Source organism: Streptomyces sp. 2323.1 (genome assembly GCF_900221035.1).
Taxonomy (GTDB): Bacteria; Actinomycetota; Actinomycetes; order Streptomycetales; family Streptomycetaceae; genus Streptomyces; species Streptomyces sioyaensis.
On sequence record NZ_LT907981.1, the window covers coordinates 170,400 to 196,491 of the forward strand.

The window sequence follows — 26,092 nt, forward strand, 5'->3', positions numbered from 1 at the left end:
AATCAGGGCTCTTGGTGACCGCTGTCTTCCAATCGAGGCGTTCGACAGCGAACTCAGTCGTTCGGGCTTCCTTGCCGGCGAACCTAGTCGTGTGTGGTGAACGTCGATCGCATGGCCTGGGGGAGGTGGTGTCGCCGGCTGCGGAGGCAGGTACTTGCCGGCAGTGAGGTGGAGAAGGCGTTTCTTTTCGTTGAGGCGGGGCCGTGGGCCGCAGCCCCGGGCGAATCGGGTGGGCTATCTCGGGCTGATCGTGACCCGGTAGGTGGCTTCGGCCCTGCCGTGGGTGGTCACGGTGACGGTCTGGCCGTGGTCGTCCCAACTGGCTTTGCTGCCTTGGATATCGACGCGGTAGCCGCCTGGGTAGATGTCCCTGGGCACGGTGATCCGGGTGGGCCCCTGGGCGTTGTCGCGGGTGCGGAAGGTGAGTGTGTAGGTGCGGGTGGCCGGGTCGTACGTGAACGTGAGCGGGTCGCCCGCGACGGCCTGCGCGTACGGCTGGACGAGCAGTTGGGCGTGGGGCTTCGCTGTGCCCGTGTGGTCGAGGAAGCAGTAGCCGCCGCCCCGGCACCACTGCCACCACGTCCAGCCGCTGGAGAAGCGGTCCAGGGAGGCCGTCATGTCGGTGACGAACTGGCCTGCGTGCGCAACGTAGGGGTTGCCGCCCCACTCCCCCACGATCACCGGCATGCGGTGACGGGTCGGGTAGTGGCTGATCGCGGCCTCGTAGGCGGGGATGAAGGTGCCGTTGGGGTCGTAGTCGGCGCCGGTTTCCATCGCGGTCTGGTAGAAGTGCGGCGCGTAGCCGGCGTGCGGGTCGTCGATGTGGCCCAGCTGGGTGGGGACGCCGGTACCGACGATGACGGTTGGTTCGACGAAGACCCACGACCTGTGGTCGACCAGGCGGATCGCGCGGGCAAGGCGGTTCCACAGCTCGGTGAGCTCGGTGGCCTCGAAGCGGGCCGCGGCGGCGGGGAGGTCTTCGCCTTCGAGGAACTTCGCGAACGGCTCATTCATCAGGTCGTAGCCGAGCAGCGCCGGGTGCCTGCCCAGGGCGGAGGCGACCGTCATCCACATGCGAGCGTGCGCGGCGCGCAGGTCGGTGTCCTTGTACAGGTGGTCGAAGGCGGTCTGTACGGAGGGCTCGAAGTACTCGGAGAACCAGTCGTCGGGTATCGGCTCGAACGGCAGCCCCTCGTCGCGGGTGGCCCAGTCGGGGACGCCGCGGGAGCCGAAGTGGGGTCCGTATACGTCCTGGTGGGCGTCGAGGATGACCTTGATGTGGTAGCGGCCGGCCCAGTCGAGGATGCGGCGCATCTTGGTCAGGTAGCCGCGGTCGTAGTGCCCGGGGGTGGGTTCGAGGTCGTCCCAGAAGAACGCGAGACGCGCAAGGTTGAAGCCCCGGGCGGCCATGTCCTTGAGGTCGCCCTCGTGGATGCCGGCGAACGCGTTGGCGCCCCGGCTGCTCTTATCCGCCAGGTTGAAGCCGCGCCACTGCAGCGCGCGGCCCTGGCCGTCGGCGATGAAGGTGCGGTCACCGACCGTAACCCGGTCAGGGGCGCGGCCGGGGACGCGATCGGAAACGCGGTCGGGGCGGGTCTGGGCCTGCGCAGGGAGGACGCCGAGCAGGAGAGCAGCCACGGCGAGGGCGAGGGCGGCGGGGGCGACGCGGCAGGTCAAGCGCATGCAGAAGACCCCTTCGAAGGTGGCTGCAAGGGCAGCGTGCTAATGGCCGGCCGGATGCTACTGGCGGATGCGTCAACTTCCCAGGCCCGCACGGGAGTTGGCGGGAGTTAGCGGGAGTTGACGGGAGTTGGCGGACTTCCTACTTCAACGGCCCCCCAGCGTCACCGCCAGCGTCCCCCAGGGCCTTCGCCTGGGTCCTCGCCTGCCGATGCCTCGCCTGCGTCTTCCTCGAGGCCTTCGCTGGGGGCCCTCCGCGGCACCCGGCCCGCGCCAACCACCCCAAACCCGGCCATGACCCTCCACGACGCCGGAGTTCCAGGGCAGTGTGAGGCCCGCGGTGACGGCGTCGAGGTCGTTCGAGGTGTTGGGCGAAGCTCCGGAGACTGGGCCGTTCGCGGCCCTTGCGCTGGGCGTACTCGTCCACGCCGACCACGCGGGGTACTGCGGTGGCGGGGTCCGGAAGCGAGGCAATCAGCCTCAACAGGGTGTTCCGGCTGACCGGAACCTTGAAGGCGTCCGTCATCTGGGCGCCGGCCCGGCCCGCGAGCGCAAGGCCGACCGACACCAGCGTCGACCGCAGCCGCTCGGTCCGTCGCCCGAACCTGCGGGTGAGACCGGGTAGTTGCTCGACGAAGGACATGCGCTCGCAAGATCCTTCCTCGCAGACGAACCTCCGCACCCGCAACGACACCACGACGAACCTGCCCGCCGTCGGCAGATCACCAAAAAATCGCAGGTAGGAGCCGTGATTCGCCCCGACCAGCACCCGCACCCCGGACAGGCCGCCCGTCCTGCGGTCGTACGGGCCCCGACCCGGACGACCGTCTCGATCACCTCGAACGATTCCACCAACACGACTCGACTGAGGAAACAGCAGCTCGTGCAACTGCGGCAGCACTTCGTTCACGGCGAAGGACTGTCGACCACACCCCCGTCCAGCCAGGCGACTTCGGGCGGACTTCAGCGGTCGTAGGCGGTCAGTGCACGCATGACCGGCTGGCCGCACATGAAACTGGCTCCACCCATCAGGCCGCCTTGGAATCGATCATCCAGGGAACCGGGAGGCGCTCTACCGGCGGACCGCCGAGATCAGTCCGCCGGGCCGCTCCTCGCGCTGCGGCGGGGTGCTGATCGGACGGCCGTAAGCGGCAGCGCGCTCGCGCAGAGTGTGGCTGTCGGCCTCCCAGCCGTGCCCGGCCAGCCAGCCCACCGGGTCGTCGGGCATCTCCGAGAACCACATGGACGCCGCCGATCCCGGCACGGCGTCCGCACCGAAGCGCTCGATCACGCCGCGCGAGCCCAACGTCAGCCCCATCCGACTGCCCGCCGCCGACTGCATGCTGATCCGGGCCAGCAGTAGCTCCACCGCATCCTTGGGCAGATAGATCAGTAGTCCTTCGGCGATCCACGCGGTCGGCACGGCCGGGTCGTGCCCCGCGGCGGCCAGCGCGCCTGGCCAGTCCTCACGCAGATCCACCGCGACAGTGATCCGCTCGCAGCGCGCAACGGCCCGCTCCTGGCGCAGCACCGAAGCCTTGAAGTCCAGTGGGGCGGCGGTGTCGACCTCGAACAGCCGGGTGCCCTCGGGCCAGTCCATCCGAAAGGCCCGGCTGTCCATGCCGGCACCGAGCAGCACGACCTGCCGGACCCCGGACGCGGCGGCCTGCTGCAACAGCTCGTCGAGGAACTTCGTCCTGATGACGATGGAGAACGACACGGCCAGCCGGCGGCGTCGCGCGGCCTCGTCATCGGGCCGCGGCGGCGAGGAGGGCCACAGGCCGCCGGCGGCGGCGAAGGCCTGTGCCAGTGGGTCGCGGAACAGCGCGTTCTCCCGCTCGGTCTCCAGCGCCCGCACTCTGGCCACCCCCACCGCCGTGGCCCGCACTCCCGACGGCTGCACCCGCTCCTGCTCATCAGTCACCGCGCCACCCTAGATGATCGATTCCAGGAGGCCTGATGAGTGGAGCCAGTTTCAGGCGCGGCCAGCCGGTCATGCGCGCACTGCCGCCTACGACCACTAAAACCACCAGCAGGCGCAGACCAACAGTCACCCTCTGTACGTCACCACACGAAGTGGACAGAGCCAGCACACACCAACAAACACTGCTCCTGACGATGAACGAAACCAGGCCCGTCGTGCTCGTACCGAGGGAACCACCACCGATCCGCTCCCCACACCCGCAGGGATGGTCCCGGCCCCCGCCCGACGATCAACCCCGTCCGGCGAGCCCACCGAACATGCCCTTACACGTCGCGCGACGGACCGACCACCAAAAACCACCTCGCCACGGAGGCCGGCGCAAGGCTCTCACCTCACGGCCATCCACATCTGGACCACACGGACCACCCGAAAAAACGGCCTAACAGGCCCTCGGGCTGGCTGCAGCATGCCAGCTGCACCCCCAATGCGACAGGCGGAGGTCACTCGCCCGCGTCGTTGACGTCAGCTACGTCCGGGCACGTCCATTGTCAGTGCGGTGCGCTTCACTGTCGGCATGGAGCTCACGCAAGCGACCGTCAACGACCTGCTGGCCCAGCTCGGCCCGGGGGACGGCTACATGTACCTGCCCAGCGGCGTGGACCCGCAGGCTCTGACCGACCTGCTCGCCAGCAGGTTTGGCCTCCCGCGCACTCTCGTCCTTGACGGATTCACCGATCCGACGGTCGACGATTCCAGGGGCGCGACTCTCCTTGTCCCCTTCGAGGACCGGGCCGTGAAGATACGGGCGTGGGCGTACGGGGATCAGTGGGTCGGCACGGGTACGGCGCGAGACGTCGAAGGGGTCGAACGGCCGGTGCTTGTGGTCGCTCGCAGGGAGGTGCCAGAACCTTTGGCGGTCGCTCCGGACGAGGACGAGGACGTCGACTGGATGGAGCGGCTCATACGGATCACCGGCTGGACGCAGCCCGCCCAGCGACCGGACGTGTACTGGGCGGAGGTGGAGTCCCGCCTGGGCACCGCGCTCCCGAGCGAGTACAAGCGCATGGTCGAAACGTTCGGCGCGGGCGCCTTCGACGGATACCTGGACCTGAACCAGGAGCCGTGGACGGGTCTCAGGGAGGACGGGCTGCTCATCTGGGCGGGCACGGAGCACGAGGACCTGTACTGCTGGAGGGCCGACGGCGACGACCCCGACCGTTGGCCCGTCGTCGTCCGGTCCTTCGACGGCGAGGACGTCCCCTTCGACTGCCAGACCGCGGAGTTCGTCTGCCGCATCCTCATCGACCCGCACCACCCGTTCACGATGGCCCGCTATTTCGACACCCACTGGTTCATGAACTACCGGAAGATCGACTGACCGAACCCGCGCCGCCAGTGGCATCCGCAGCCAGATTGGCCAGAGCCTTCGTCTCGGCTGGGAACACCCACGACAGCAAAGGACTGAAGATGATGGTCGAGGTCACCAAACGAGACACGACCCGCACCGCGGCCGATGTATCAAGCCTCAGTGTTTGCACGCCGAGAAGGCGTATGCCCGACCCGATCGGCGGAAATGGCTGTGGGGTAAGCGAATTGGAGCCGCGTCGCCCGCAAGGGCATCGAGTCCAGCGAGCTGTTGGGCGGCGTAGATGGGTGATCGAGCAGACCATGTCATGGCTGTCGGGCTACCGCGGACTCAGCCCACGCTACGATCGAGGCCCCCGCAACTACCTGCCTTTCTCGGGCTTGCGGCCGCCAACTGCTGCTACAAACGCCACGTCCGCCTCACCACATAGGACACGGTCTTAGTAGACGTAAGGCCATCCGTTCTCCCAGCCCAAGTAGTTGATGCCCAGCTTGGGTTGGCCATTGTCCCGGCCGTCGTAGTAGTGGTAGGTGAGCAGGTCGTGGTTGTCCGCGTTGTCGTGAATGACGGACTGCCCGCCTGGGCCGATCACCCAGTTGCCGTGTGTGCCGAGCAGCAGGGTGCCGCCGTCTCCGACCATGTTGCGCCCGGCTTGGTCGACGTAGGGGCCGTCGGGTGCGGTGGAGCGGCCGACGTGGATGCTGTAGTTGCTGTTGACGCCCTTGCAGCAGTAGTCGAAGGACACGAACAGGTAGTAGTAGCCGTCTTTGTAGTAGACGAAGGGTGCCTCGACCGGGTCGGGCCAGACATGCAGCCGCTGCGCCAGGTGGCGAATCCGGGTGTCCGTGGTCGACGGCTTTCCGGTCTGGGGGTCGAGGGCGACCATGTAGATGCCCAGCCGGAACGACCCGAAGGTCAGCCACCATTTGCCATTCTTGTCCACCAGTAGGTTGGGGTCGATGGCATTGAAGTCATAGCCCGCGTGGGGAGAGGTGAAGATGGGTGCTCCGGTGTCCACCCAGGTGCCGGGCTGTCCGGTGTCACTGGTGGCGAGCCCGATTCCGGAGTTGTTGGAACCGAAGCTGGACACCGAGTAATACATCCAGTACTTGCCGTTGTGGAACGAGACATCCGGTGCCCACACGTCGTTGGAGGAGCTGAATCGACTCCACCAGGCCGGGACGCTGCTGAAGGCGGGGCCCAGTCGTCTGAAGTTGATCCGGTCGTCGGATACCCGGAGTTCGACCTGCTTGTGCGTGGAAGCCACCAGGTACTGGCTCCCGACCTTCACCATGGAGGGGTCGTGTACGGACGTGTCTCCGCTGACCGCCCCCGGCAACGGCCAGGCCGGCACGGTAGCTGTGGCCGGTCTTGTCTGCGTGGTGGTGAGCAAGGACATGACCAGCGCCGCGATGGAGAGCAGTACGCGTACGCGACGCCCACCCCCACCAGCCCGCCTTCCAGGGCCACCGAACACAGTGATCACCTTCCTCTGTCCTCGTGGTTACGCTCGCCCACGGACGGGTGAGCAGCGTTGGCTCTGCCGCCGGAGGTGCCGGCTCCTGCCCTGGCACACCAGCACCCGGGCCACTCGCCTCCAGAACTGGGCCACCGTCCAGGCCTGCGCCCTCACCCGTGACCCGGTGCGCCGCATCTGCGGTGTTCGCGCGTCGCCCCAGGTCGATCACGCCAAGACCATGACCGGCTACCACCGCGATCAGGCACTCCAAGGCGTCTGTGCACTGCCACGCGTAGCAGAGCGTCTCCGGACGCGCCCGTCGACCCGGCCGATCACGCCCAACGGTCCCACCCCCGAATGCCTCGACTGAGCCATGCATGACCAGGAAGTTGCAGCCCACGAGTCTCACACGGGCAGCGGCCTTCGCCACTGCACCTCGGCGCCAACCCCCGACGCACCGCACCGGACGGCAGACTTACTGCTCCGCACCCGGCGAGCAGAGCAGAGTCAGAGGCCACCCCCCAACATTGTGCGATCGTATTGAGCCTCTCCGTTACCGCACAAGGGCGCCCCTCACTGGACCGCACGCCCCCACGGACACGCCTCCGCGTGCCCCATTCCGTTGCGACCCTGCGTCGGCACAAGGACCCGCACCAGCTCTCCGGCCGTCCCGCGAGAAGGCTGCCGCCGACGCCCACGGCGCGCCCACCGTCGGCCACTGGCCCGGGGTGGTGTGGGCCGCCTGGGCTGGATCGAACTGGCCTCCCACGGCCGGGGGCAGTTCGGTGCCACCAAGGCCGGCACCACATATGTTCCCCGGTTCTCCACCAGATACATCAACGACCTGCCCCAGCAACACCCCGACATCGACTGGCCCGCACTGCGCATCCTGAGCAAGGGGCAACGCTCCCCGCTCGCCGCTCTGTGCACCGGCCAGGAGACGGCCCCGTCCTCACCAGACTGGGCGGGCAGCGCCGAAGGTTGGGCCATCTCAGGCTTGGCCGGCCCCGGCCTTATGCGTCCCCTCTCGGGGCCCGGGTCCGCCCGCGCGCTCCACTCCGGCAGGGGACGAAACGACCCACCTCCGAGGCTCTCCCTCGCTTCCACCGCAACGTGGGGTAACTCCCTCCCCATACGAGACCGGAGAGGCCCAAGGGAGGCGGCTCCCCGCCTCCCCGGCTCGGAGAGTGCTCAGTCGATACAGAACTCGTTGCCCTCGATGTCCAGCATCGGGATGCACGACTCGTTTTCCTCATCGGCATACAGTGTTCGCACGTGGGTCGCACCGAGCGCGACCAGTCGTGCGCACTCGGCTTCGAGCGTGGCGAGGCGCTCGTCCCCCACGAGCCCGGTGCCGACCCGGACGTCGAGATGCACCCGATTCTTAACGATCTTGCCTTCGGGGACGCGCTGGAAGTACAGGCGCGGGCCCACGCCTGAGGGATCACTACAGGCGAACCATGATCCCTGCTCCTCAGGAGGCAGGGTGCGGTTGAAATCGTCCCAGGTGGTGAACCCTTCCGGCGGCGGCGGTATGACGTACCCCAACACTTCACACCAGAAGCGAGCGAGGCGCTCAGGTTCTGCGCAGTCAAAGGTGACTTGGAACTTCTTGATCGCTGACATCGGCGCACCGTATCGCGTACCAGGGGGATTCTGCCGCTCATTTCCCCAGGCGGATCCGCCCGTCACCCGTCGCATCCTGGGCCGCCTTGGACACCAAGTGATCAAACCGGGCAGTCCACGAGAACGACACGACCGTGGCGGCGGAGCGCCCCAGTGGTCCCCAGGATCCAGTCCTGACCAACCACCTTCACGCCAAGACCAGTTGCGGGACACCCCTTAGATACGACAAGACCGCTGCCTCCTACGAAGCAGCGGTCAGTCTCGCGTCATTCCTGCTCTGGGCAAGATCCGTTTGACGACGGACCCTAGGCCTCCGAGGTGAGCCCGGATCACATGCCTGTCCCCTGCTCCCCGCACCCGCGGTTGGTCCCGAACGGCGGCTGGTTCGGCGGCACCGGGTCGACTGCTCCACGCACCCGCGGGACCAAGGAAGGGTGGGTCCCGCTGCGCAGTGCGCCACATCGTGGTCTCGATTCGTAACCGGGGATGAGGAGCGGTCGTTTCGTACTCCCGATACTCCAGACACGGCACGACCGTGGCCCGCCTGCTGACCGGTGGACCCCTCCGGAGGTTGTCCACACCACGCAGCTCAGCGTCGACCGCCGAACTCGTCCCGGTGACATTGTGCGCAGCCGATGGGGCGAATTGACGGCGATGATCCTCGTGGCTCCCAGTTGCCCGGTCGGCTGAAACTACCCTGAGCGGCTCGGGCACGAGAAAACCTGCCGAACACAGCCGAACGACTGGAAATTTCATGGGCACGCGACTGAGTACTGACTACGCCAAGGGAATCGTGAGACGACGGTTCGCTGAACTTGATGCTGGGAACTTCGGCGTCTTGGACGAACTCTTCTCTCCAAACTACAAGCTCAACTTTCCCGGCCGTGAAGCATTCTCCCTGGAAGAAACCAGGCAGTTCTATCAGCGGATGTACGCAGCGTTCGCCGATCTGCGCCATGAGATCCAGGACCAGATTGCGGAGGGAGACAAGGTGGTAACTCGTTGGACGGCAACGGGGAGACACACGGGCGAATTCTTGGGTAACGAGCCGAGCGACCGGACGGTGTCGTTTGAGGGCATCAACATCTACACATTCGAGGGTGACAAGCTCGTGGAGAGCCACGTGGTCTGGGATCTCCGCCAACTGGAAAAATGAGTGGTCGCACGCCACGAAGACCTCCGGCGGTTTCATCCGGACGTACGCTGCACCGGAGTTCGTCCGGGTCCCCTCCCCGGTCTGCCTCAAGACCGGGAGCAGCACGCTGACCGGCCACAGCACCCGTGCGACGCAGGAGCAGACCGAGAGCGTGCTCCGACAAATGGAAATCACGGCGGAGTTCATGGCCTCAACTCGGACCCAGGCAGCTCCGGCTGCGACGACGCCGATCAGTCCGGCCAGCGCCATGGGGACGGTGACAAGCAGCTGATAGGTCCCCCTACGCGCGGGAGGAGCACCACCAGCTGGACCCTCAGCCCATGGAGGCGGTTCAGCAGAAGATGTCGAGAATGACGGCGGCGCCGCACTCGGTGTTTTCGGTGTGTGCGACGCCCCCGTGGGCGGTAGCGACGAAGGCAGGTCCGAGGCCAGATCCTCACGGTCACCGTGTCAACGCCTAAGATCCCAGCCGCTTGAACCAGGTGACCGGGCTGGTGGTCTCAGCGGACTGGACGTAGACCCGGGCGGGAATGAGGATCATGCGCTCGCCCTTTCCGCTCGTGCCCTCATCATAATCGGCATCGAGAGCGCGGACGACGATGTAGCCGAGGTAGTAGGAACCGTTGCCCCGGCCTTCCATGAACCCCTTCTTGCCGTCCGGGACGTCGGTTTCGACAGTCTGTTCCGACGTGCTCGTCACGCGTTTGAGGAGGAGTAGCTGTAGGTGTAGCTGATCTCACCGCCTACCTCTCCGCCCTTCCCTCCGTTTTCGGGAGTGAGGGTGATCTTCGGCGTGAGCTTGCCGCCCACCGACCAGCCTTCCGTCTTGCTTTGCTCGTCGGTGACTTGTCCCTGAACCTTGTATTGGATCTTTCCGCCGCCTGCTATGTCGTCTGTCGCTGCCCTTTGAGGGTACGTGGAGACCTCCCTGTCGTCGAGCTTGCCGACGAAGGCGCATGCGCCTGCCAGGAGAGGGTTTTCCAGCCCCGGGCTGTCGAATTGACCCCCGCAGTACGCCTCGGCTGGTCGCCCATCGCGGCGTATGTCCTTTGACTTCACGGTTTTGTCATCCGTGGTGCTGTTCTTGATCTCGGCGCTGTCGTCGGCCTTGTTCTTCGCGTGAGTATTGCCTTCCACCAGAGCCGTGGCGACTCTCCTCGCATCGGAGGGGTTCTGCGGGTTGTCCGAGTACGCCTTCGCCGCCTTCTTGGCGTCCTCGACCGCCGTGGCGGCGTCGTAGATGCGCTTCACGTCCTCGTAGGACGGCCTTGACTTTGCCGTCCTTACCCCTGTCCGGGCCCTTCGGGTATCCCATGACGCTTTCCGCGTCCTTGACGGGCGCCCACTTCTTCAGGTCCGCGAGGACGTCCTCGTCCTTTTCGTACGTCTTCGTGGGAACGCCACCGTGTCGTCAGCAGCTCGGGCCGGGGCAGAGCCGATCAGCGTCAGGCTGGTGAGGACAGCGGTGGCGAGGGCACCCGCCATCACACCTCCCCGCCGCCCCTGAGCAGCGCTTGTGCACCAATTGGTGGTCATGGTGTTCTCCTCTTCCTTCAGGTGCCGATCGGCCGGCGCGGTAGGCGGGTTGGTCGTGAGCTGCGGGAGGTGGAGTCTCCCGCTGCCGACCCGCCGGCGATTCGAGACGAAAGGGACGCTGGATGCACCAGCCGCCGCGGCCCGGGCTCATACGGCGCTCCGCAATACCCACATCCCCTCAGGCGTCCTGGCGGACGGTGCAATACGTTGCAACGGAGCCGCAAAGCAAGCTGCCGCGCGGTTCCCGCTCTCGTCTTTCTGCTCTCGCCCTTCTGCTCTTGTCTTTCTCTGGCTCCGTCTTTGGAATGAGTGGAATGGAACAGGAGAAACCAGGTCAAGGATTTGCCGGCGACTTCGTGGTAGCTCGGAGCCAAAGATGTCGGTGACCACGAGAACACCGGTGTTTGGGCTCGTGATGCTGACGCCGGTCCGCACGCGGTATTTTCTCGCGATCCCGGGCCGGCGGGCGCGGGGCTTCGGCGAGCCCCAGAGTGTGACCTCCAGGGGCTGGCTGACGTGGCATTGGCCGCGGAGAGCCCCGCCCGCGTGGGGCTAAGAATGCATATAATTTCACTCGGCAGGGGTCGTGAGGATTCGGTGCTGGTGTTGGTGAGGTGGGGGTAGTCGCCGGGCCTGTGCCGAGTTTGATCAGGGGTCACGACGAGGATTGTGAAGGTGTTCGGCCGCTTCTCTTTTTGCTCGGGCGCGGCCGATGAGCCACGCGCCCAGGCATACCAGTACGGCGGCCCCGGCCCCGTACACGGGCAGCCACCGGGTCGTCGTGGCTGCCAGGCAGTCAGCCACGACGTTGTGCCGCTGGATGTGGGCGTAAGCCAATGCGGCCGCTTCGTCGCCGGTCGGGTTCGCCAGCGCCACACGGCTGCCCTCGTAAGCGCCCACCCCCACGCATCCTGTACGGGTGCCTGGCATCGGGAACAGCCATTTCCAGCGCTGCATCATGGGGGCCACCGTGATCGTCGTGCACAGGCCGACGATCAGTGAATAGGCGACCACATTCCTCGTGTAGGCAGACTTGAGGCCGGGTGTCCACGTCGGTAGCTGGTAGAAGGAGAAAATTACTGCGAGGAGTGTCACTCCGATGTATGTGGAGAACCACTCCCAGGCGCCCTGGGCGAGGGCGGCTGTCAGTACGGCGGCGAGCGCGATGCCGATGATTCCGTACGGGGCACTGTCATCAGCGCGGGTTGGTGCGGAGTTCGGGACTCCTTGAGGGCTTGGCGCGTCCACGGTGTCTCCTGCCTCCTCCAGGCCTCAGTGTGCGGGCTCACAGCGTCCTGGGCCTTGCACCCGTGCGGGGTTGTCCCACAAGCCCGCCCGATTGGCGGGCAGCCGCCATCGTTCGCGAAGCCGGTCTCACGGGGCCATGAGGCGTCCACCTCTGCGCGCGGCACCACCCGGGCAGTTCACCGAGGCCGGGGTGCTCGTGTTCCCCACACTTCTAACCTGGTGAGGCAAGCCGTCGGAGCTTACTTCTCGGCGGCAGGGATGAGGCCCGGGGCGAACCTGTAGGAGAGGGATTCCATCAGCGGCTTGCGCTTGGTGTTGTGGAAAGCCGCGATACGCCACTTCCCGTCGTGTTGGCGAACCAGTGTGTACGTCTGGATCTTGGTGAGCTTTGGCGGCCGCTTGCTTTTGTAGGTGTCGCCGCGTCCATTGACGACGGCCACATCGGGCCCGAGGAAGCGGATGTCGAGCACCTCGTCCGCGAGCTTGGTGCCCTTGAGGAACCCCGCGAACAGCGAGCGGTGACTGTCCACGATGTCCTGACGCCCTTGGTAGAGGGTGCCGACGAAGGTGATGTAGGTGGCGTCCTCAGTGAACAGCTCGCCGTAGGCCTGGGCGTCGTGCCGCCCCCATGCGGCGACGAGGTCGTTCAGTGCCGAGGTGACCGCAGCGACGTCATCCGTGGTCGTCATGGCGGGCGACTCCCCCCTTTGGTTAGACTGGAGCAGAATCTGACTGAAAACAGTATCTGCATGCATGCAGATAACTCTAGGAGGTGGCTCCGCCGATGACAACCCCCGCAGACGCCGCGGATGAGCATGTGGTCTTCCGTGAGTACCTGGATGCGGTCGGCCTCCAGGGCCTGGCCAGTGCGGAGGCGGCAGGACTGCACACCTCGGAGTGGTACGCACTCAGCCTGATCACACGGGAAGGCAGCCTTACTTCAGGCGAGTTGGCCTCCAGGACCGGGCTGACCACTGGCGCCACCACCCGCCTGATCGACCGCCTTGAACGGGCCGGGTACGCGCGCCGCGCCGCGGACCCCAAGGATCGCAGACGCGTGATCGTCGAGCCGGTGCCCGACGCACTCGACCGCATCGAGGAGGCCGTGAGCCCGGCCCGCCGCCACATCGCCAAGATCCTGGCGCGCTACACCCCCGAGCAACGCGCCCTGCTCTTCGACTACTTCAGGCACGCCGCCCCCGCGTTCCACGCAGCCACCGAGGAGATCCGCAAGAACCCCACCCCCGGCCGCAACAGAAGATGACGGGCTCCGATGACTTCCAGCGGCACGGCCCATGGCGCGGGCAGCAGCCTGACTGGTACGCCGCACGGCTCAGGCACCGTCGACTGCACGGGCAAGGAGCTGCGAGCCGTTGCCTCTTGCAGGGGCGGCGGACGGAACTCGACGCGGCCCGGGCTGCGGCCCGAGACCGATCCGCGCCCGGAACCAGCGGGGATGGTGGGGACGGGAATGGGGATGGGGATGGTGCGGGCTCACCGCTCGGGCCGGTTCACTCGGATCAGCGTCTGCTGCCCGCTTGCGACGAGCTGTCGTCGGCCGCCCTGGACGACACTCGCCTGCTCCTGCTGCGTCTGGTCTTCCACGTGCTCCCCTTCGGCGGACTCACTGGATGCGTACGGCGGGAAGGACGCTTCAGCCGGCCAAGCGCTCCACCAGCAAGAACCCGCCGACGACGATCATCATGGCACCGGAGGCGCGGGTGACCGCCCGGGCAGCGGATAGCCGGGTCTTCAAGACGGTGCGCGCCAAAGCTGCGACGGCGAGGTAGACGACGGCGCAGGCTGTCATGTGGAGCGTGCCGAGCAGTCCGGTCTGCGCGGCGACCGGCCAGTGCGTCGAGGGACCGATGAACTGCGGGAAGAGGGAGAAGTACAGCAGCTCCTTGGGGTTCAGGCTGCTGGTCCCGGCCCCCTTGAGCATGATCTGCATCCGGGAGGGCGCCATGGCCTGCTCGGAGGCGATCAAGGTGGCCGGCTGCCTCAGCACGCCCCAGCCGAGCCACACCAGGTAGCCGGCCCCGGCGAGGGTCAGCGCCGTCAGGAGGGTCGGCGAGCTCGCCTCGATCACCACCAGGCCGGCGACGGCGAGCAGTGTGTATCCCGCGTATCCGGCTATCAGCCCGGCGACCGCGGGGAGGACCGACCGCTCCCGCAGGCCCGCCGATATCGCATCCGTGCCAGGGTGTCGGTATTCCGGCCGACGACGTACGCCGGCGCGTCGGCCGCCGAGTCCAGCAGCCGGCGCAGCCTTGGGCTTGTCCTTGGACAGGCGGACGAGTTGGTGACCGCACTGGTGGCTGTGCCCGTCTCGGACTCCTGGAGGAGGTGGCCGAGCGGGGAGGGCCTGCGTGGGCTAATCGTCAATGCACTTGGGGTACTTCGAGCCCCGGTTGCAGTCGTGGTAGTCGTACTTGCTGACCCGGAACTTCTTCTCCTTGCCCTGCTTCGTGGGATCGACGACCAGGTAGAACTTCTTCCCGTCCTTGGTCTTTTCGGTGACCCGGCCTTCAGGGCCTTGGCCGAAGTCCTGCGCGCACCCGGCGAGTGCGAGGGCGGCGACTGCCACGAGGGCGGGGACGAAGATGAGGCGACGCATGTCGTGCTCCGATCAAACTTTGGGACGAGGGCAGTCTAGGAGGTCGGCTGCCCGGCAGAGCAGGCAGGGCTAGTCACTTGTCCGCGAACGAGAACCATCCGGACAGAGCGAAAAGGCGGGGGCCAGCGGCATCGGTGGCTTCGGTGGCTTCGGTGGCTTCGGTGGCTTCGGTGGTGATGATCGTGCAGATCGACCACCACGCCCCCGCTGCGCCGTCGTCTTCGACAGCCGGGTCGCGCCAGAATTCATACAGGCCGGCCAAGGCCATGACTTGACCGTCTTCGGGGCTGATGAAGTACGGCTGCTTGTGGGCCTTCGCGGACTTGGTGGCGACGACGCTCCGCCACTCGTAGAAGCCGTGCCCGTGTCCACCCTGCCAGGCACCCACCCGAGAACCAGACTCCAACGACCGGGAGCGTAATGTCCCGTGACGCGAACGTTGAGTGCATGCCATCGACCCTTGAGTGGCGTGGATCACTAAAGATCTACGTGCCGCACGCAACTGCGGCCCATTCCGCCGCTGTCTGACAAGGAGTCGGGCCCCTCAGGGCCGGGGAGCGAGAGAGCGGGGCAGGTCATGGGACGGCGCACGGGAGGCATAGGGATCGCACTCGTCACGGTCGCGATGCTGGTGGGCGCGAGTGCCTGCGGCGGGGGCGACAGTGGCAAGGCGAGCGGGGATGACGCGAAGGCGTCGGGAAAGGCGAGTGCGAGTGCCTCGCCGTCACCGACGAAGCCCGCGGGCCCGCCCATGCTGCTGGAGACGATCACCCCGCAGACGGGAACCACGGTCGGCGTGGCCATGCCGATCTCGGTGGCCTTCACGAACCCGGTGGCGGCAAAGGCGCGGGCCACGGTCGAGAAGCACATGAAGGTGAGCACGTCGCAGCCCGTGGCCGGCGCCTGGCACTGGATGGGCGACAAGCGCGCCGACTGGCGGCCGAAGACGTACTGGCCCTCCGGCACGAAGGTGAAGATCGACGCTGACATGAAGGGCGTCAGCAACGGCAACGGACGCTACGGCGTGAACGAATACACGCACACCTTCAAGATCGGCGACGACGTGCGCGCGGATGTCTCGGTGACCGGCCACACCATGAAGGTGACCCGGAACGGCAAGGCGGTACGCACCCTGTCGATCAATGCGGGCAGCGCCCAGTACCCGACGTGGAACGGCACGATGGCCGTCATCGACAAGCAGGAGAAGGTCCACATGACCTCCTGCAGCGTCGGCATCAGCTGCGACAAGGGCAGCCCCAACTACTACGACCTGACGCTGCCCTGGGACGTCCACCTGACTCAGTCCGGCACGTACGTGCACTACTCGACCGGCGACCCCACTCCGGGCAGCGGCAGCGCCCGCGGCTCGCACGGCTGCATCCATCTGTCCATATCGGACGCCAAGTGGTTCTACGGCCAGGTCAAGCAGGGCGACCCCATCACCATCACCGGCTCCCCCCGCGCCAAGGCCCCGGCCGACAACGGCTACGCCGACTTCAACCTGGGGTGGGACCAATGGCTCGCAGGCAGCGCGTCCGGGGAACAGACGACCGCGACGCTGTGACGCGCTGGGCGGCCACACCAGTCAGCGGCACTCACTCGAAACCGACATCCCAACAGGCCGTCAGAGCCGCCGAACCTGTACGCCATCCTCCAAAAACCCCAAACCAAAGTCCCAAGGTCCGGATGCCCGATACACATCCGCGTCCGTGCCTACGACCTGCTGCGGATGTTCGGCCGCGAAGGGCACCCGACCCCACTGGGGCAGGCGTTCGCCAAGTACGGGCGGTTCGCCAAGACCGAGCACCTGCTCCACGTCGTAGACCCGTTTGATGACACCTCCGGGGGCGGATGAACCGGCAGCTGACCGTGCAGGAGTCCCGGCACAGCCTGGCCCGCGACGTGTGCCACGGCAGGCGCGGCACCATCCACCAGGCGTACCGGGACCGCGTGGAGGACCAGCTCGGCTCGCTCGGCCCCGTCTTGAACGCCGTCGTGCTCTGACGACGCGGTACATCGACGCCGCAGTCGCCCAGCTGCGTGCCGAAGGGCACGAGATCCACGACGAGGACGTCGCCCAGCTCTCCCCGCTCAAGCACCGCAACCTCAACGTGCTCGGCCGCTACAGCCTCCCCGCCTCCACCCCGGCCGCGGCGCCCTGCGGTCCCTGCGCGACCCGGACGCGCCCGGACTCGACGAGGACGCAGCGGAGAACTGACGGACGGACGGGCCGCCGACGTCCCGGCGGCAGCCACGAACGCCACCGGGGCAGCGCTCCAAGTGATGGGAGGATCGAGTCCATGGCGACTGTTTCTGGTGAATTCGAGTTGGCCATGGACGAGCTGCAAGTTGTGACGCGCTACGTGGCAGAGAGCGCCCAGGAAGTCCTGCTGGCGATGCCGCATCCGCCGCGTACTTGCACCCGATATCACGAGCCACCCAGGTACGACACATCCGCAGGCTTCGAGACTGCGCAGTGCGCCGTGCTGCGGCGCACTGCGCATCGCTGGGCTGCAGGTGCTGACGAGGGAACTGGTGGAAGTCACGGGGCCTGGGCCGAGGACGGCGCCTTCACCCGCATGTTCAGGCGCTCCGGCGCCGGGGCCGCCAGTGCTCCGCAGGGCCGTCGGCGCCCAGTCTGCGGTCAGGAGCAGGGCTTGTAGAAGTGCTTCCAGCCGTCGGCGGGCATGGACGGTGGCTCGGACGTCGTCCCGAACTGCCCGTATTTCACCTGCAGTTGGTAGTCGTAGTTCCCCGGCCCGCGGCCCGGCTTCGTCAGGCGCACGTCCCGGTCCAGCTGCCCATCGCCGGCGTTGTTGAGGATCGCGAGGTCCGGGTAGGCGTCGCCGCCGTAGTTGGCGATCCGCAACTGCCGCACCTCGCCGTGGTCGCCGATGTCGGAGTGCCGGGAGTGGGCAGAGCCGAGGTTCGACCGCTTGAGGGGGCCGGGACGGTACTCCGCGACGCGCGCCGTCGAGGGGTCGTCCCCGTCGGCCGGCGTGACAAGGTTGACGACCATGTCCAGGCTGCCGTCGCGCTGGAAGTCGGCGACCGCGGCGGACGCGACCTCTCCCTTCTTCGCACCGAGAAGGGCGCTGACGGCGTGCTTCTTGCCGAACGCACCGTTCGCGGCCCCCCACTGGACAGTCATCCTGGTGCCGGTGAGGCCGGGGTTGGTGATCTTGTCGGGGCGACTGTCACCGTCGAGGTCGCCGACCAGCGTGGTGGCATCGGCCAGGCACGGGGCCGTCGCCGTGGCGGCCTTGCCGGACGATGCCGCGCCGCCCGGGGCCGGCACGGCGGCCGCGCTGGCCTGGGAACCGGCGACGGTCAGGGGAAGGGCCACGGCCGCGACCGGCACGGCGATCAAGCGTAAGCGCTTACGAAGCATCTCCAACTCCTCATGTCGTTGCTGCGAGGTGAGATGTCGTCAGCGCCTCGCGCGTTGACGCCCAGGATCGCTGTATTACACAACCGTGACGTCCGGACGGGAGAGCGGGACGATCCGGCTGCTCGGTGGAGCGGACCACCGGCCGGGCGACAGCCGATGCCGCCCCCTCATGAGTCCTCTGCAGCCGACCTTGTTGTGTCGAATTCACCTTGTGGAAGGCCACAGCATCAGCGACATGGACACCTCCAGACGCCCCCGTCCCGCTATCACCAACTCATCCGCGAGTCGACGAATACCGGCTTGCCCGAGAAGCACCGAAAGCGAACCGGCCCCCGGGCTACCGCAGCCGACAAACCGCTGCTCTCACGCCTGCTGACCTGGCTCCACGAACAAAAGGCTGAAGCCGAACTCCGAAAACGGCTCTGACCAGCTTCTGCGCAAGTGCAGGTCGCGGTGGGAAAGCAGAGTCATTCGCCTGGGCGTCCCACTCCATGGCGATCAATGCAGGTCGAGGACGTGTGGACGGCGAACGGCTGCCTCGTGACGATCCGATTTCTTGGCTGTTCACGCCTGGTACTCGGTGAGGTCAATGGTGTGAACGCGCAGCGGAAAGCCGTACACCGGGTGTGCCGTCTCACGCTCCAGCACCATGCCGAGCTTGCGGATGACGTTTTCGGAGGCATCGTCACCGACCCGGCTGATGCTGATGACGCGGTCGAGGCCACGGTCCTGGAGCGCGAACTCCAGTGTTGCTTGGGCTGCTTCGGCCCCGTATCCCTGACCCCAGAACTGTGAGCCGAGCCGCCAGCTGATCGCCACGGCGGGCCCAAGCTCCGGCACGAACTCAGGCACGGACAGTCCCGTGAAACCGGCCAGTTCACCCGAGGCCAGCAGTTCGACGGCGAAGAGGCCGAAGCCCTCCTCGTCCCACTCCTCCTCCCACTGCTCGATGGCCTCTGCCGTCTGGTCCAGGTCGCGCACCGAGCCGTCGTCGATCCAGCGCATGACCCGCGGGTCCGCGTTGATGTCGGCCATAGGCGCGAGGTCGTCGTCATGCCAGCGACGAAGCAGGAGGCGGGGGGTACGGATCTCGGTCATGGCACCCATCCTGCCGAAGGCAAGGGCCTCATCGGTAATCGGCACTCGCCGTGCCACCACGCCCGGACCCAGGGCACTACGGCGAGTCCGACGGGTCCGATCAGTCCCGCGCCGGGCAGGCATGGGCCAGCTCCCGGCGGCCTCTCCCTGCTGAACGTCGGCGTCCCGGCGAGCGCCTCGTCGAGGCCAATGCCGCGCCGAAGGCGGGAGGTTACCTCCCGACCGATGCCCTGTCCGTGGCCGGCTACCTGAGCGATGCGATCGGCTTGGCCGGCGGCGCCATTCGCCTTTGCGGCGGTATTGACCCGCCTCGCGGTCATCGGCGGCCTCGTCGTCGCCGACCGGCGCTGAGTCCCGCCGGCCGGCTCCGAGTTCCGGGCGATGTCAGACGAGCGTGGGTACGTACGGGGTGGCGATGGCAAGCGGTACGAACCTGGCGACGGCGAGTGTGCGACATGGAGCTGGAGGAACACCCCGTCCAGGTCGTGCGCTGGGCCGTGTCTAGCAGTTCAGAGCCGTCGCTACCCGATATGACGAGCGAGAGTACGTCTACCTCGGCGCCGTCACCGCCGCCGCTCTCCTCATCTGGCTCCGATCATGACTCGGCAGGCGAGAGCGAGAGCGCGGCGAGTTCGCCCAGAACTCGGGCCGCCGGTGCCGGGTCGACCAGCCACTTCAGGTGGCTGCTGGTGAGTGCACGGACGTCGTAGGGGTTCTCTGGCGTCAGTGCGTCACCCTCGCGGATCATCCGGTCCTGCATGGCGAGCGGCACGCTGGTGTCCTCGGTCAGCCGGATGTACGACTTGGGGATCCGCCCCCAGGTGTCGGCCTGTGCCCGGTCGTCGGGTGTGCCGACGTCCAGGTTCTCGTCAGGCTGGAAGGTGTTGAGGAGAACCATGAACTCCTCGTCCGTCCCGTCGGCGAGGAAGGCCGCCTTGAAGGCCGCGAGGACGCCGGGGTCGGCGGTGCGGAAGTTGGAGCGCAGCAGCCCGAGCTCGGCAGGGTTCCCGACCATCGCCGAGGCCAGCCCTGTGGCGTCGACCGTGGCCATCTCGGGCTCGGCGTAGTAGGCGCTGACGTCGAGGTTGACGGGGCACCAGGCGGAGACGTAGACGATGCGGTCGATCAGGTCCGGCCGTTGGTTGGCCGCGACGGTGGCCGTCATGCCGCCTCGGCTGTGGGAGACGAGGATGACGGGCCCGTTGCGCTTGGCCCTCTGCAGTATCCCGATGAGGTGCGCGGCGTTGTCGGCGAGCGTGACATCCTTGATGGCCCCGGGCGCGGTGGCGAGCCCTTCGAGGTCCTGCGGTGCCTGGTAGGCGCGCGGGTACGTCGCGGCAAACCCGTGCCCTGGAAGGTCGACGGCGACGGAGCGGTGTCCGAGGAGGCCGAGTTCGGCTTGGAGCGGCGCGAAGGAGAAGGAGTTCGCGAAAGCTCCGTGAACCAGTACGAACGTCGGTTGCATCTATCTGCTCACTTTCTGGCCTCTGCGGCGTCGGCGGCACACGCATCGCCCGTTCCGGCGCCGCGAACCACCCTGCGGCCGGGGCCGGGGAACGAGTCGTCGTCCCGCGGCGCACCAACCCCGCCGCAGAGGCGTCTTCGTGCATGGCAAGCGCCAGCGGTCAAGCGCGGAGTCACGAGGGCGGCTTACGAACAACTGCCCATCATCCGATGCTTCACAGTACTCAGTGAAAGATCATCCGCACTACTCGGAAGAGTCCTTCCGCTTGTGCACTTCGCTGCCGGCCCCGCCCGACCTTGGCTTCGACGGACGGCCCTTCCCATCACCGCTGTTGTGAGGTGACCATTTCGATCATGTCCTGGTCTGCAGGAAATTCGATGTGAAACCGGTGGAACCCTGGCCACTGTGATCGGGAAGCTCGACTACCCCTCCGAGGCGCGCCTCCCCGCCGAAGATCGAAGAGACACCTCCTAAGCCCTGTGATCCTCCATATCCCCCTTCGCTTCACCGCCCTCCGGTCACCCCGACCCGTCGGCAGAGCAGCACGGCTCACGCGGCGGCCCCCAAGGGACGGGAGCCGACACGCGAAGCGGAGAGTGGATGCCGTCGAGTGTGCGGGCGAACGGGCGAATCCCAGGCGCGGACAAGGACGAACGGCACGCCGTCCGTCCTGCCGCGAGGACCCCCTGAGCAGGCATGATGGACCTGACGCTCTGTCGGGTCGACAGAACCTCCGGTCGGCCGCCTACGGCGCGGCGGGCCGCACCTGCTCGGCGCTTTCCTGCGGGTCCACCATCCGCATGACCTCGCCGGGCTCGTGCGAGGTGTGTTCCTCGATGGTGTAGAAACGCACCTCGTGACCGTCGGGGTCATGCAGCAGCGCGGCAGCACCTATCCGCGCAGGCCGCGCCAGACGCCGCCGTGCGGCTCATCAAGGGCCTCCAGGCGAGGGGCGAGCGCCTCGATCGCGGCGATCTCGGGCACCGCGATCGCGAAGTAGTCGAAACCGGCGGCGGCCTCGGCTCTATCAACACCCCCTGCTCGACGAACTCGGCTGCCCGCCGGTAGCCGAGCGTGCGCCCGTACCACGTCTCGGAGCGGGCGAGATCGCGTACCGGCACCTTCAGGTGGTGGACGCCGACGAGGCTCGGGATGTCAGCTTCCACGTTCGTGGCTCACGGACGTGCCGGCGGTCACCGACCACGACCACCCGGCAATCCGGCAATCCGGCAATCCGGTCCGACCGTCCAGGCGGTAGAGGGCCCTGTGACTTCGCCATGGGCGGAGAACCCACCTGGGGTTGCCATGAGCCGCCAGTTAACGGCGCCGCGATCAGGAAGCGACAGTGACCCTGGCGGTTAGCCCATAGTCCAGCTCTGCACCATCGACGAGCATCGCCTCGACCGTGCGCGTACTGGGGTCGATGTCGGCCACGATCCCGTGTCCGACGTAGCGGGGGTAGCCCGAGGCGCCCGTCTCGCCTGTCGCCTCGACGACTGCCGATCGGACGGCTGAGTCCTCCACGGATGCACCGCCTCTGTCCTCAACATGTTCGGGGATCAACAAGATCGTGAAGCGCTGCGGCTCTGTAGTCACGCTCCGACATTTAAGTGCCTGTCCCACCAACCGTGGGACAGGCGCGCGGCATCACAGTTGCGTATGCGGGCGTTACCTTCGCTCTGGAGCCGCCAGGCTGCCATCAAATGGGACCCACTTTCCTCACGCGATGCGCAGACCCCGGGGCAGCCACGACGCCTGACCCGCAGATCGATCAACCAAGGGGCGGGCGGGGACGCGTTATCGCAAGAGGGAGCGATGAGGTTCGCCCCGCGCAGAAGAGCAAGGACCTCCTTGACCCCTTCTGGTGCCGCCTCCACCCGACTGGAGAGCCTGCCGCTGGAGAACCAGGTCTTGCTGGTCGTCGCCGTACTGGCGGACGGACCTGACCCTGCGACAGCTCGCCCCGTTGTTCGGGGTCTCGAAGTCGTCAACCGACCGCATCATCGACCGCCTCGGTCCGTCGCTGGCGCTGCAGCCCCGCACTGCCTGAGATCATTTAGCCTGTACCAACGGTACAGAAATCGCCATAAGTGGGTCATTGCGGACGCAGGGCCCGTCGATCATAATCCGCGTGTCAGGTTCGAGTGCCGCCTCCCGCATCCGCCCGTCGGCACGATCGAACCTTCGATACCGCTGACCGTCCCGCCTCGCTACGTTCGAGCCCCTCCGGCATCGGGAAGTGGCTCCGGAGACCACAAAGACGCAATCGCCCGCCCCCAACACCTCGACCAGGGAAAAGAGCTGAACAGGGTGCTGAGGAGTGGTGGGTACTCAGCCATGTTGAGGACTGCTTTCGCGGGGGCGCTGCTCGTCGCCGGCTTCGCAGTCGTCTCGTGTGACGGCGACGGCAATAAGGCTGACGCGAACGGCAAGGTCAAGTCCGACACGGCGTTGGGTAAGGAATTTTGGCTGGTGCGACCGATGTACTTCACGACTCTGCACTGGAGTGAGGACGGGGCAGAGCACAGAGACTGCTTCGTCGACTCCGACGAGGTTGTCCGTTTACCCTACGGCCTTACCAGCGCTGAAACCGTGACTCACTGGGCTGAGCTGCCCACCCTGCCAGGCGGGATGACACACGCCGTACTTGGGGAAGACGTGCAGCCAGCTCTCCAGAACGTGTGGGGCGCCCACCCCCTCACCTGACCCACAGCCTGCTCGTAGGCTTTACGCGAGGTGTCTACATGGCCGGTCGGTCCAACTCGTCTGTGACCGTATAGGTTTGACGCGTTTGTGCGGCGAGTACGTCGGGGTGGCGGGCCTTGTTGCGCAGCTGTGCCAGAACACGAAGGAACTGCACGAAACAAACCCCAACCTCCCCCAGCGCGAACCGAGCACCCCACCTGCGCTGCTCCTTTCACCCTTTCGTGATGGGACGAAACGGGTTCAGTCAGAGTTCAGGGCAGACCCGCCAGCGGCGTCACAAGTGCATCATCACTGTCAGAGTTGTAGCGACTTAGTCCGTAGAAATTCCATGAGCCCGTGCTTGCCGAGTTCTCGCCCGACGCCTGATTGCTTGTAGCCGCCGAAGGGAGCGAGCGGGTTATACGCCCCGCCGTTAACCGTCACTTGGCCGCACTCCATCGAGCGCGCAAAGGTGATTGCCTGATCCTCATCGGCCGCCCAGACGGCCCCCGCCAGGCCGTAGTCGGAATCATTGGCAATGCGCAGAGCGTCCGCCTCGTCCTCGTATCTCATGAAAGAGAGCACAGGGCCGAAGATCTCCCCGCGAGCAATGCTCATCTCGGCAGTGACGTCAGCGAAGACCGTAGGGCGGATGTAGTGGCCCTTTTCTCGTCCTTCAGGGGCCTCAGGTCCACCCGCGACGAGACGGGCACCCTCTGCCACACCACGACGGATGTAGTCGCGGACTTTCTCTCGCTGGGCGCTGCTCACCACAGGGCCCAGGCGGCAGTCGGGATCGGCCGGGTCGCCGGGAACATAGGAAGCAATCTCCTCGACGGCGATCCAAACCGCCTCTTCATAGTCATCGGCATGCACCAGCGTGCGCGTCAACGCGTTGCAGGACTGTCCTGCGTTGCGCATCACATCAGCGACATTGGCACGAACAGCCCGGGCAAGGTCTGCTCCGGGGAGGATGACATTGGCGGACTTGCCGCCAAGTTCCAGGGCTACGCGCTTAACATCAGCGCCGGCCAGGGCCCCGATGTGCTTGCCGACAGTCGTGGAACCCGTGAACGAGATCATGTCGACCCCAGGGTGGCGTACCAGTGCCTCCCCAGCTTCCGTTCCCCTGCCGGTGACCAGGTTGAAGACCCCCGCAGGGAAGCCTGCGGCTGCCACGCACTCGGTGAACATCTGGGCCGAAAGAGGCGTCAATTCCGCAGGTTTGAGGACCACCGTGCAGCCTGCGGCGAGTGCAGGAACAACCTTGCAGACGATTTGGTGCACCGGGTAATTCCACGGTGTGATGGCGCCCACGACTCCGACGGGCTCAAGCAGGACAAGCGAGTTGCCAACGCGCTCCTCGAAGGCGAAGTCGGCCGCAAGCTCAGCGTGCAAGCGAGTCACGGTGACCGGCAGACCGGCTTGAACCCTGCGGGAGAACCCGATCGTGGTACCCACCTCAGCTGTGATGAGTGAAGCCATCTGCTCCTGGCAGGCAGCGAGTTCGTCAGACAACGCAGCCAGTAACTCGGCACGGCGAGTGGGCGCGGTGGCCGCCCACCCCGGCAGCGCCGAACGAGCCGCGTTGACTGCAGCATCAACATCGGCTGCAGAACCGGCTGGGACTGCTCCGATGACTAGCTCGTCCGAGGGGTTGATAACCTCAATGACGTCTGTTCCTGCCGCAGGTCGCCAGTGCCCTCCGATGAACACCTCATCGTGTGCATTCACAAGCATGCTCCTCCATACGTCGGGCGGTAGCGCAAACACAGCCATGAAAACTGTATGGCACACCAGCCTCGATCATTCGTGAGGGCCGCTACTCGTTGGCCCTGCTCAGGCGGGGCGGCGGGGCTCGGGAGGGTATGCAGCCGGTCGAGCGCGCTCATGGTCACTCGGTGCACGGCCAGCCCTGCCGTGGGCGCGTCAAGGTATACGAGTCCTGTCTACGATGGTTCGTGGACAGGGTCTGGGCCCGAATCCACCGGCTGATGATCAGCTGGAGCTGACGGTGTGTGAGGTAATCCGGGCGAGAGCCGCCGGTTCCGGGCAGAAGGCGTCCGGGTAACGGAGCGGCGTCCAGTCCTCCTCCGCGACGGATTCTCTTGGTGGTGCCGTTGGGGTGCACCCAACGCGACAGATGTGTCGCAGACGTGGGGCCCACCTGGATGTGTACCGGGTAACGATTACGTTGCTGATCTGGGATTTTTGCGCTGGTTGGCATTGAAGCGCGCTTTCTTCTGACGATTCCCGCACGTGTTCATGTCACACCATCTGCGGGTGCGACTTTGACTGGTGTCGAAGAAGGCGGCTTGGCAGGTTGGCGATGCGCACAAGGCCAATTTTCCGTCTCGTTCGCCCGCGATGATGCTGATCGCGTCGGCGGCGATCACGCCTAGGGCATCTTCTACGCAGGAAGCCGAGCTGAGTCGCCATCGCCGATTGTTCTCGGGCGTCAGGACAGCCGCGGCCCGACCCTGAATGCTGCAGTCATTGATGACTTCGACGGCAGACACAGGGAGAGCGTCTTGGACCGCGGCCGCGGTCAAGGCGGCGTGAATTGATTCCCTCAGTTCCCGAGCGAGTTCGAACTGGGCGGTGGTGCATGACTCCACGGCGAGGCCACTCACTGCCAGCCAGTCGACGAGTCGCTGCGGCGTGGGAATGCGTTCCACAGCGTCGCCACGACGCTCCGTCAGAGTCGCCGTGAAGCTGGTCGCCAGCACCTTGCCGAGGCGGAAGTCAGGGAACCGAGCATGCATGGAACCACCTTAGCCGGTTGCGCGCCGGCACCGAACGCGCTAGAACCGTCTTAGACGGTTCGCTACCAGCCCGAGC

Annotated in this window: 22 protein-coding genes and 4 pseudogenes; 9 read left to right on the forward strand and 17 right to left on the reverse strand. The window is 66.5% G+C overall.

Features of this window, described 5'->3' with window-relative positions; translation table 11 throughout:
• Positions 1-234: 234 nt before the first annotated feature.
• Together CPH93_RS00685 and CPH93_RS00695 are read right to left on the reverse strand one after the other, a co-directional pair.
• Complete coding sequence (locus CPH93_RS00685; protein ID WP_096211588.1) at positions 235-1,683, reverse strand: cellulase family glycosylhydrolase; 1,449 nt, start codon at positions 1,681-1,683, stop codon at positions 235-237.
• A 1,069-nt stretch (positions 1,684-2,752) separates the two neighbouring features.
• Positions 2,753-3,604 (reverse strand): class I SAM-dependent methyltransferase, encoded by an 852-nt coding sequence (locus CPH93_RS00695; protein WP_096211590.1) that lies wholly within the window; start codon positions 3,602-3,604, stop codon positions 2,753-2,755.
• A gap of 574 nt (positions 3,605-4,178) precedes the next feature.
• Between CPH93_RS00695 and CPH93_RS00700 the strand changes: the two genes are divergently transcribed.
• Positions 4,179-4,982: a hypothetical protein gene (locus tag CPH93_RS00700; protein ID WP_096215228.1), complete on the forward strand. Its 804-nt coding sequence runs from the start codon at positions 4,179-4,181 to the stop codon at positions 4,980-4,982.
• Positions 4,983-5,032: 50 nt separating this feature from the next.
• Positions 5,033-5,400, forward strand: a pseudogene (locus CPH93_RS36070) (transposase); the annotation flags it as partial.
• A gap of 9 nt (positions 5,401-5,409) precedes the next feature.
• Here the strand turns inward: CPH93_RS36070 and CPH93_RS00710 are convergent.
• Both CPH93_RS00710 and CPH93_RS00715 read right to left on the reverse strand, forming a co-directional pair.
• Positions 5,410-6,369: an arabinan endo-1,5-alpha-L-arabinosidase gene (locus tag CPH93_RS00710; protein ID WP_096211591.1), complete on the reverse strand. Its 960-nt coding sequence runs from the start codon at positions 6,367-6,369 to the stop codon at positions 5,410-5,412.
• Positions 6,370-7,620: 1,251 nt separating this feature from the next.
• A complete protein-coding gene (locus CPH93_RS00715) occupies positions 7,621-8,055 on the reverse strand; it encodes a VOC family protein (RefSeq protein WP_096211592.1) in 435 nt (144 codons plus the stop codon).
• 754 nt (positions 8,056-8,809) lie between these two features.
• Between CPH93_RS00715 and CPH93_RS00720 the strand changes: the two genes are divergently transcribed.
• Positions 8,810-9,211, forward strand: coding sequence for an ester cyclase (locus tag CPH93_RS00720; RefSeq protein WP_096211593.1), 402 nt, complete (start codon positions 8,810-8,812; stop codon positions 9,209-9,211).
• Between the two features lie 457 nt (positions 9,212-9,668).
• Here the strand turns inward: CPH93_RS00720 and CPH93_RS00725 are convergent, their stop codons facing one another.
• From CPH93_RS00725 to CPH93_RS00740, 4 genes are all read right to left on the reverse strand, one after another.
• Positions 9,669-9,911 carry a hypothetical protein gene (locus CPH93_RS00725; protein WP_096211594.1) on the reverse strand — a complete coding sequence of 81 codons (243 nt, stop codon included), beginning with the start codon at positions 9,909-9,911 and terminating at the stop codon, positions 9,669-9,671.
• A complete protein-coding gene (locus CPH93_RS00730; RefSeq protein WP_096211595.1) occupies positions 9,908-10,462 on the reverse strand; it encodes a hypothetical protein in 555 nt (184 codons plus the stop codon). The genes CPH93_RS00725 and CPH93_RS00730 overlap by 4 nt, the downstream gene beginning before the upstream one ends.
• Before the next feature lie 933 nt (positions 10,463-11,395).
• On the reverse strand, positions 11,396-11,995 hold the full coding sequence (locus tag CPH93_RS00735; RefSeq protein WP_096211596.1) for a hypothetical protein: 600 nt from the start codon (positions 11,993-11,995) through the stop codon (positions 11,396-11,398).
• 239 nt (positions 11,996-12,234) lie between these two features.
• Positions 12,235-12,684 carry an SgcJ/EcaC family oxidoreductase gene (locus tag CPH93_RS00740; RefSeq protein ID WP_096211597.1) on the reverse strand — a complete coding sequence of 150 codons (450 nt, stop codon included), beginning with the start codon at positions 12,682-12,684 and terminating at the stop codon, positions 12,235-12,237.
• Positions 12,685-12,779: 95 nt separating this feature from the next.
• Between CPH93_RS00740 and CPH93_RS00745 the strand changes: the two genes are divergently transcribed.
• Positions 12,780-13,259: a MarR family winged helix-turn-helix transcriptional regulator gene (locus tag CPH93_RS00745; RefSeq protein WP_096211598.1), complete on the forward strand. Its 480-nt coding sequence runs from the start codon at positions 12,780-12,782 to the stop codon at positions 13,257-13,259.
• A 390-nt stretch (positions 13,260-13,649) separates the two neighbouring features.
• Here CPH93_RS00745 and CPH93_RS00750 read toward each other — a convergent pair whose 3' ends face one another.
• The 3 genes from CPH93_RS00750 to CPH93_RS37400 form a co-directional block, all read right to left on the reverse strand.
• On the reverse strand, positions 13,650-14,285 hold the full coding sequence (locus CPH93_RS00750) for a LysE family translocator (RefSeq protein WP_096211599.1): 636 nt from the start codon (positions 14,283-14,285) through the stop codon (positions 13,650-13,652).
• An 84-nt stretch (positions 14,286-14,369) separates the two neighbouring features.
• Complete coding sequence (locus tag CPH93_RS00755; RefSeq protein ID WP_096211600.1) at positions 14,370-14,612, reverse strand: hypothetical protein; 243 nt, start codon at positions 14,610-14,612, stop codon at positions 14,370-14,372.
• Between the two features lie 73 nt (positions 14,613-14,685).
• A complete protein-coding gene (locus CPH93_RS37400) occupies positions 14,686-15,000 on the reverse strand; it encodes an SOS response-associated peptidase family protein (protein WP_331716973.1) in 315 nt (104 codons plus the stop codon).
• 189 nt (positions 15,001-15,189) lie between these two features.
• Between CPH93_RS37400 and CPH93_RS00765 the strand changes: the two genes are divergently transcribed.
• Complete coding sequence (locus CPH93_RS00765; protein ID WP_093488216.1) at positions 15,190-16,176, forward strand: L,D-transpeptidase; 987 nt, start codon at positions 15,190-15,192, stop codon at positions 16,174-16,176.
• Positions 16,177-16,317: 141 nt separating this feature from the next.
• Positions 16,318-16,830, forward strand: a pseudogene (locus CPH93_RS37525) (Tn3 family transposase); the annotation flags it as partial.
• A gap of 426 nt (positions 16,831-17,256) precedes the next feature.
• Here the strand turns inward: CPH93_RS37525 and CPH93_RS00775 are convergent.
• Complete coding sequence (locus CPH93_RS00775; protein WP_096211601.1) at positions 17,257-18,003, reverse strand: FG-GAP repeat domain-containing protein; 747 nt, start codon at positions 18,001-18,003, stop codon at positions 17,257-17,259.
• 564 nt (positions 18,004-18,567) lie between these two features.
• A complete protein-coding gene (locus tag CPH93_RS00780; RefSeq protein ID WP_096211602.1) occupies positions 18,568-19,101 on the reverse strand; it encodes a GNAT family N-acetyltransferase in 534 nt (177 codons plus the stop codon).
• A gap of 135 nt (positions 19,102-19,236) precedes the next feature.
• Here CPH93_RS00780 and CPH93_RS37530 point away from each other — a divergent pair.
• Positions 19,237-19,452 (forward strand): annotated as a pseudogene (locus CPH93_RS37530) (MFS transporter); the annotation flags it as partial.
• A gap of 244 nt (positions 19,453-19,696) precedes the next feature.
• On the opposite strand, the gene CPH93_RS00785 reads toward CPH93_RS37530, so the two are convergent.
• Entirely contained in the window at positions 19,697-20,566 is an 870-nt protein-coding gene (locus tag CPH93_RS00785; RefSeq protein WP_096211603.1) for an alpha/beta fold hydrolase, read from the reverse strand.
• Positions 20,567-21,898: 1,332 nt separating this feature from the next.
• Complete coding sequence (locus CPH93_RS00795; protein WP_093488210.1) at positions 21,899-22,162, reverse strand: hypothetical protein; 264 nt, start codon at positions 22,160-22,162, stop codon at positions 21,899-21,901.
• Between the two features lie 291 nt (positions 22,163-22,453).
• Between CPH93_RS00795 and CPH93_RS00800 the strand changes: the two are divergent.
• Together CPH93_RS00800 and CPH93_RS00805 are read left to right on the forward strand one after the other, a co-directional pair.
• A pseudogene (locus CPH93_RS00800) lies at positions 22,454-22,607 on the forward strand (helix-turn-helix domain-containing protein); the annotation flags it as partial.
• A 296-nt stretch (positions 22,608-22,903) separates the two neighbouring features.
• Positions 22,904-23,272 (forward strand): AQJ64_40280 family protein, encoded by a 369-nt coding sequence (locus CPH93_RS00805; RefSeq protein WP_231977124.1) that lies wholly within the window; start codon positions 22,904-22,906, stop codon positions 23,270-23,272.
• A 294-nt stretch (positions 23,273-23,566) separates the two neighbouring features.
• Here CPH93_RS00805 and CPH93_RS00810 read toward each other — a convergent pair whose 3' ends face one another.
• On the reverse strand, positions 23,567-24,985 hold the full coding sequence (locus CPH93_RS00810; protein WP_096215231.1) for an aldehyde dehydrogenase family protein: 1,419 nt from the start codon (positions 24,983-24,985) through the stop codon (positions 23,567-23,569).
• Positions 24,986-25,440: 455 nt separating this feature from the next.
• A complete protein-coding gene (locus CPH93_RS00815) occupies positions 25,441-26,016 on the reverse strand; it encodes a CGNR zinc finger domain-containing protein (protein WP_096211604.1) in 576 nt (191 codons plus the stop codon).
• Positions 26,017-26,092 lie beyond the last annotated feature (76 nt).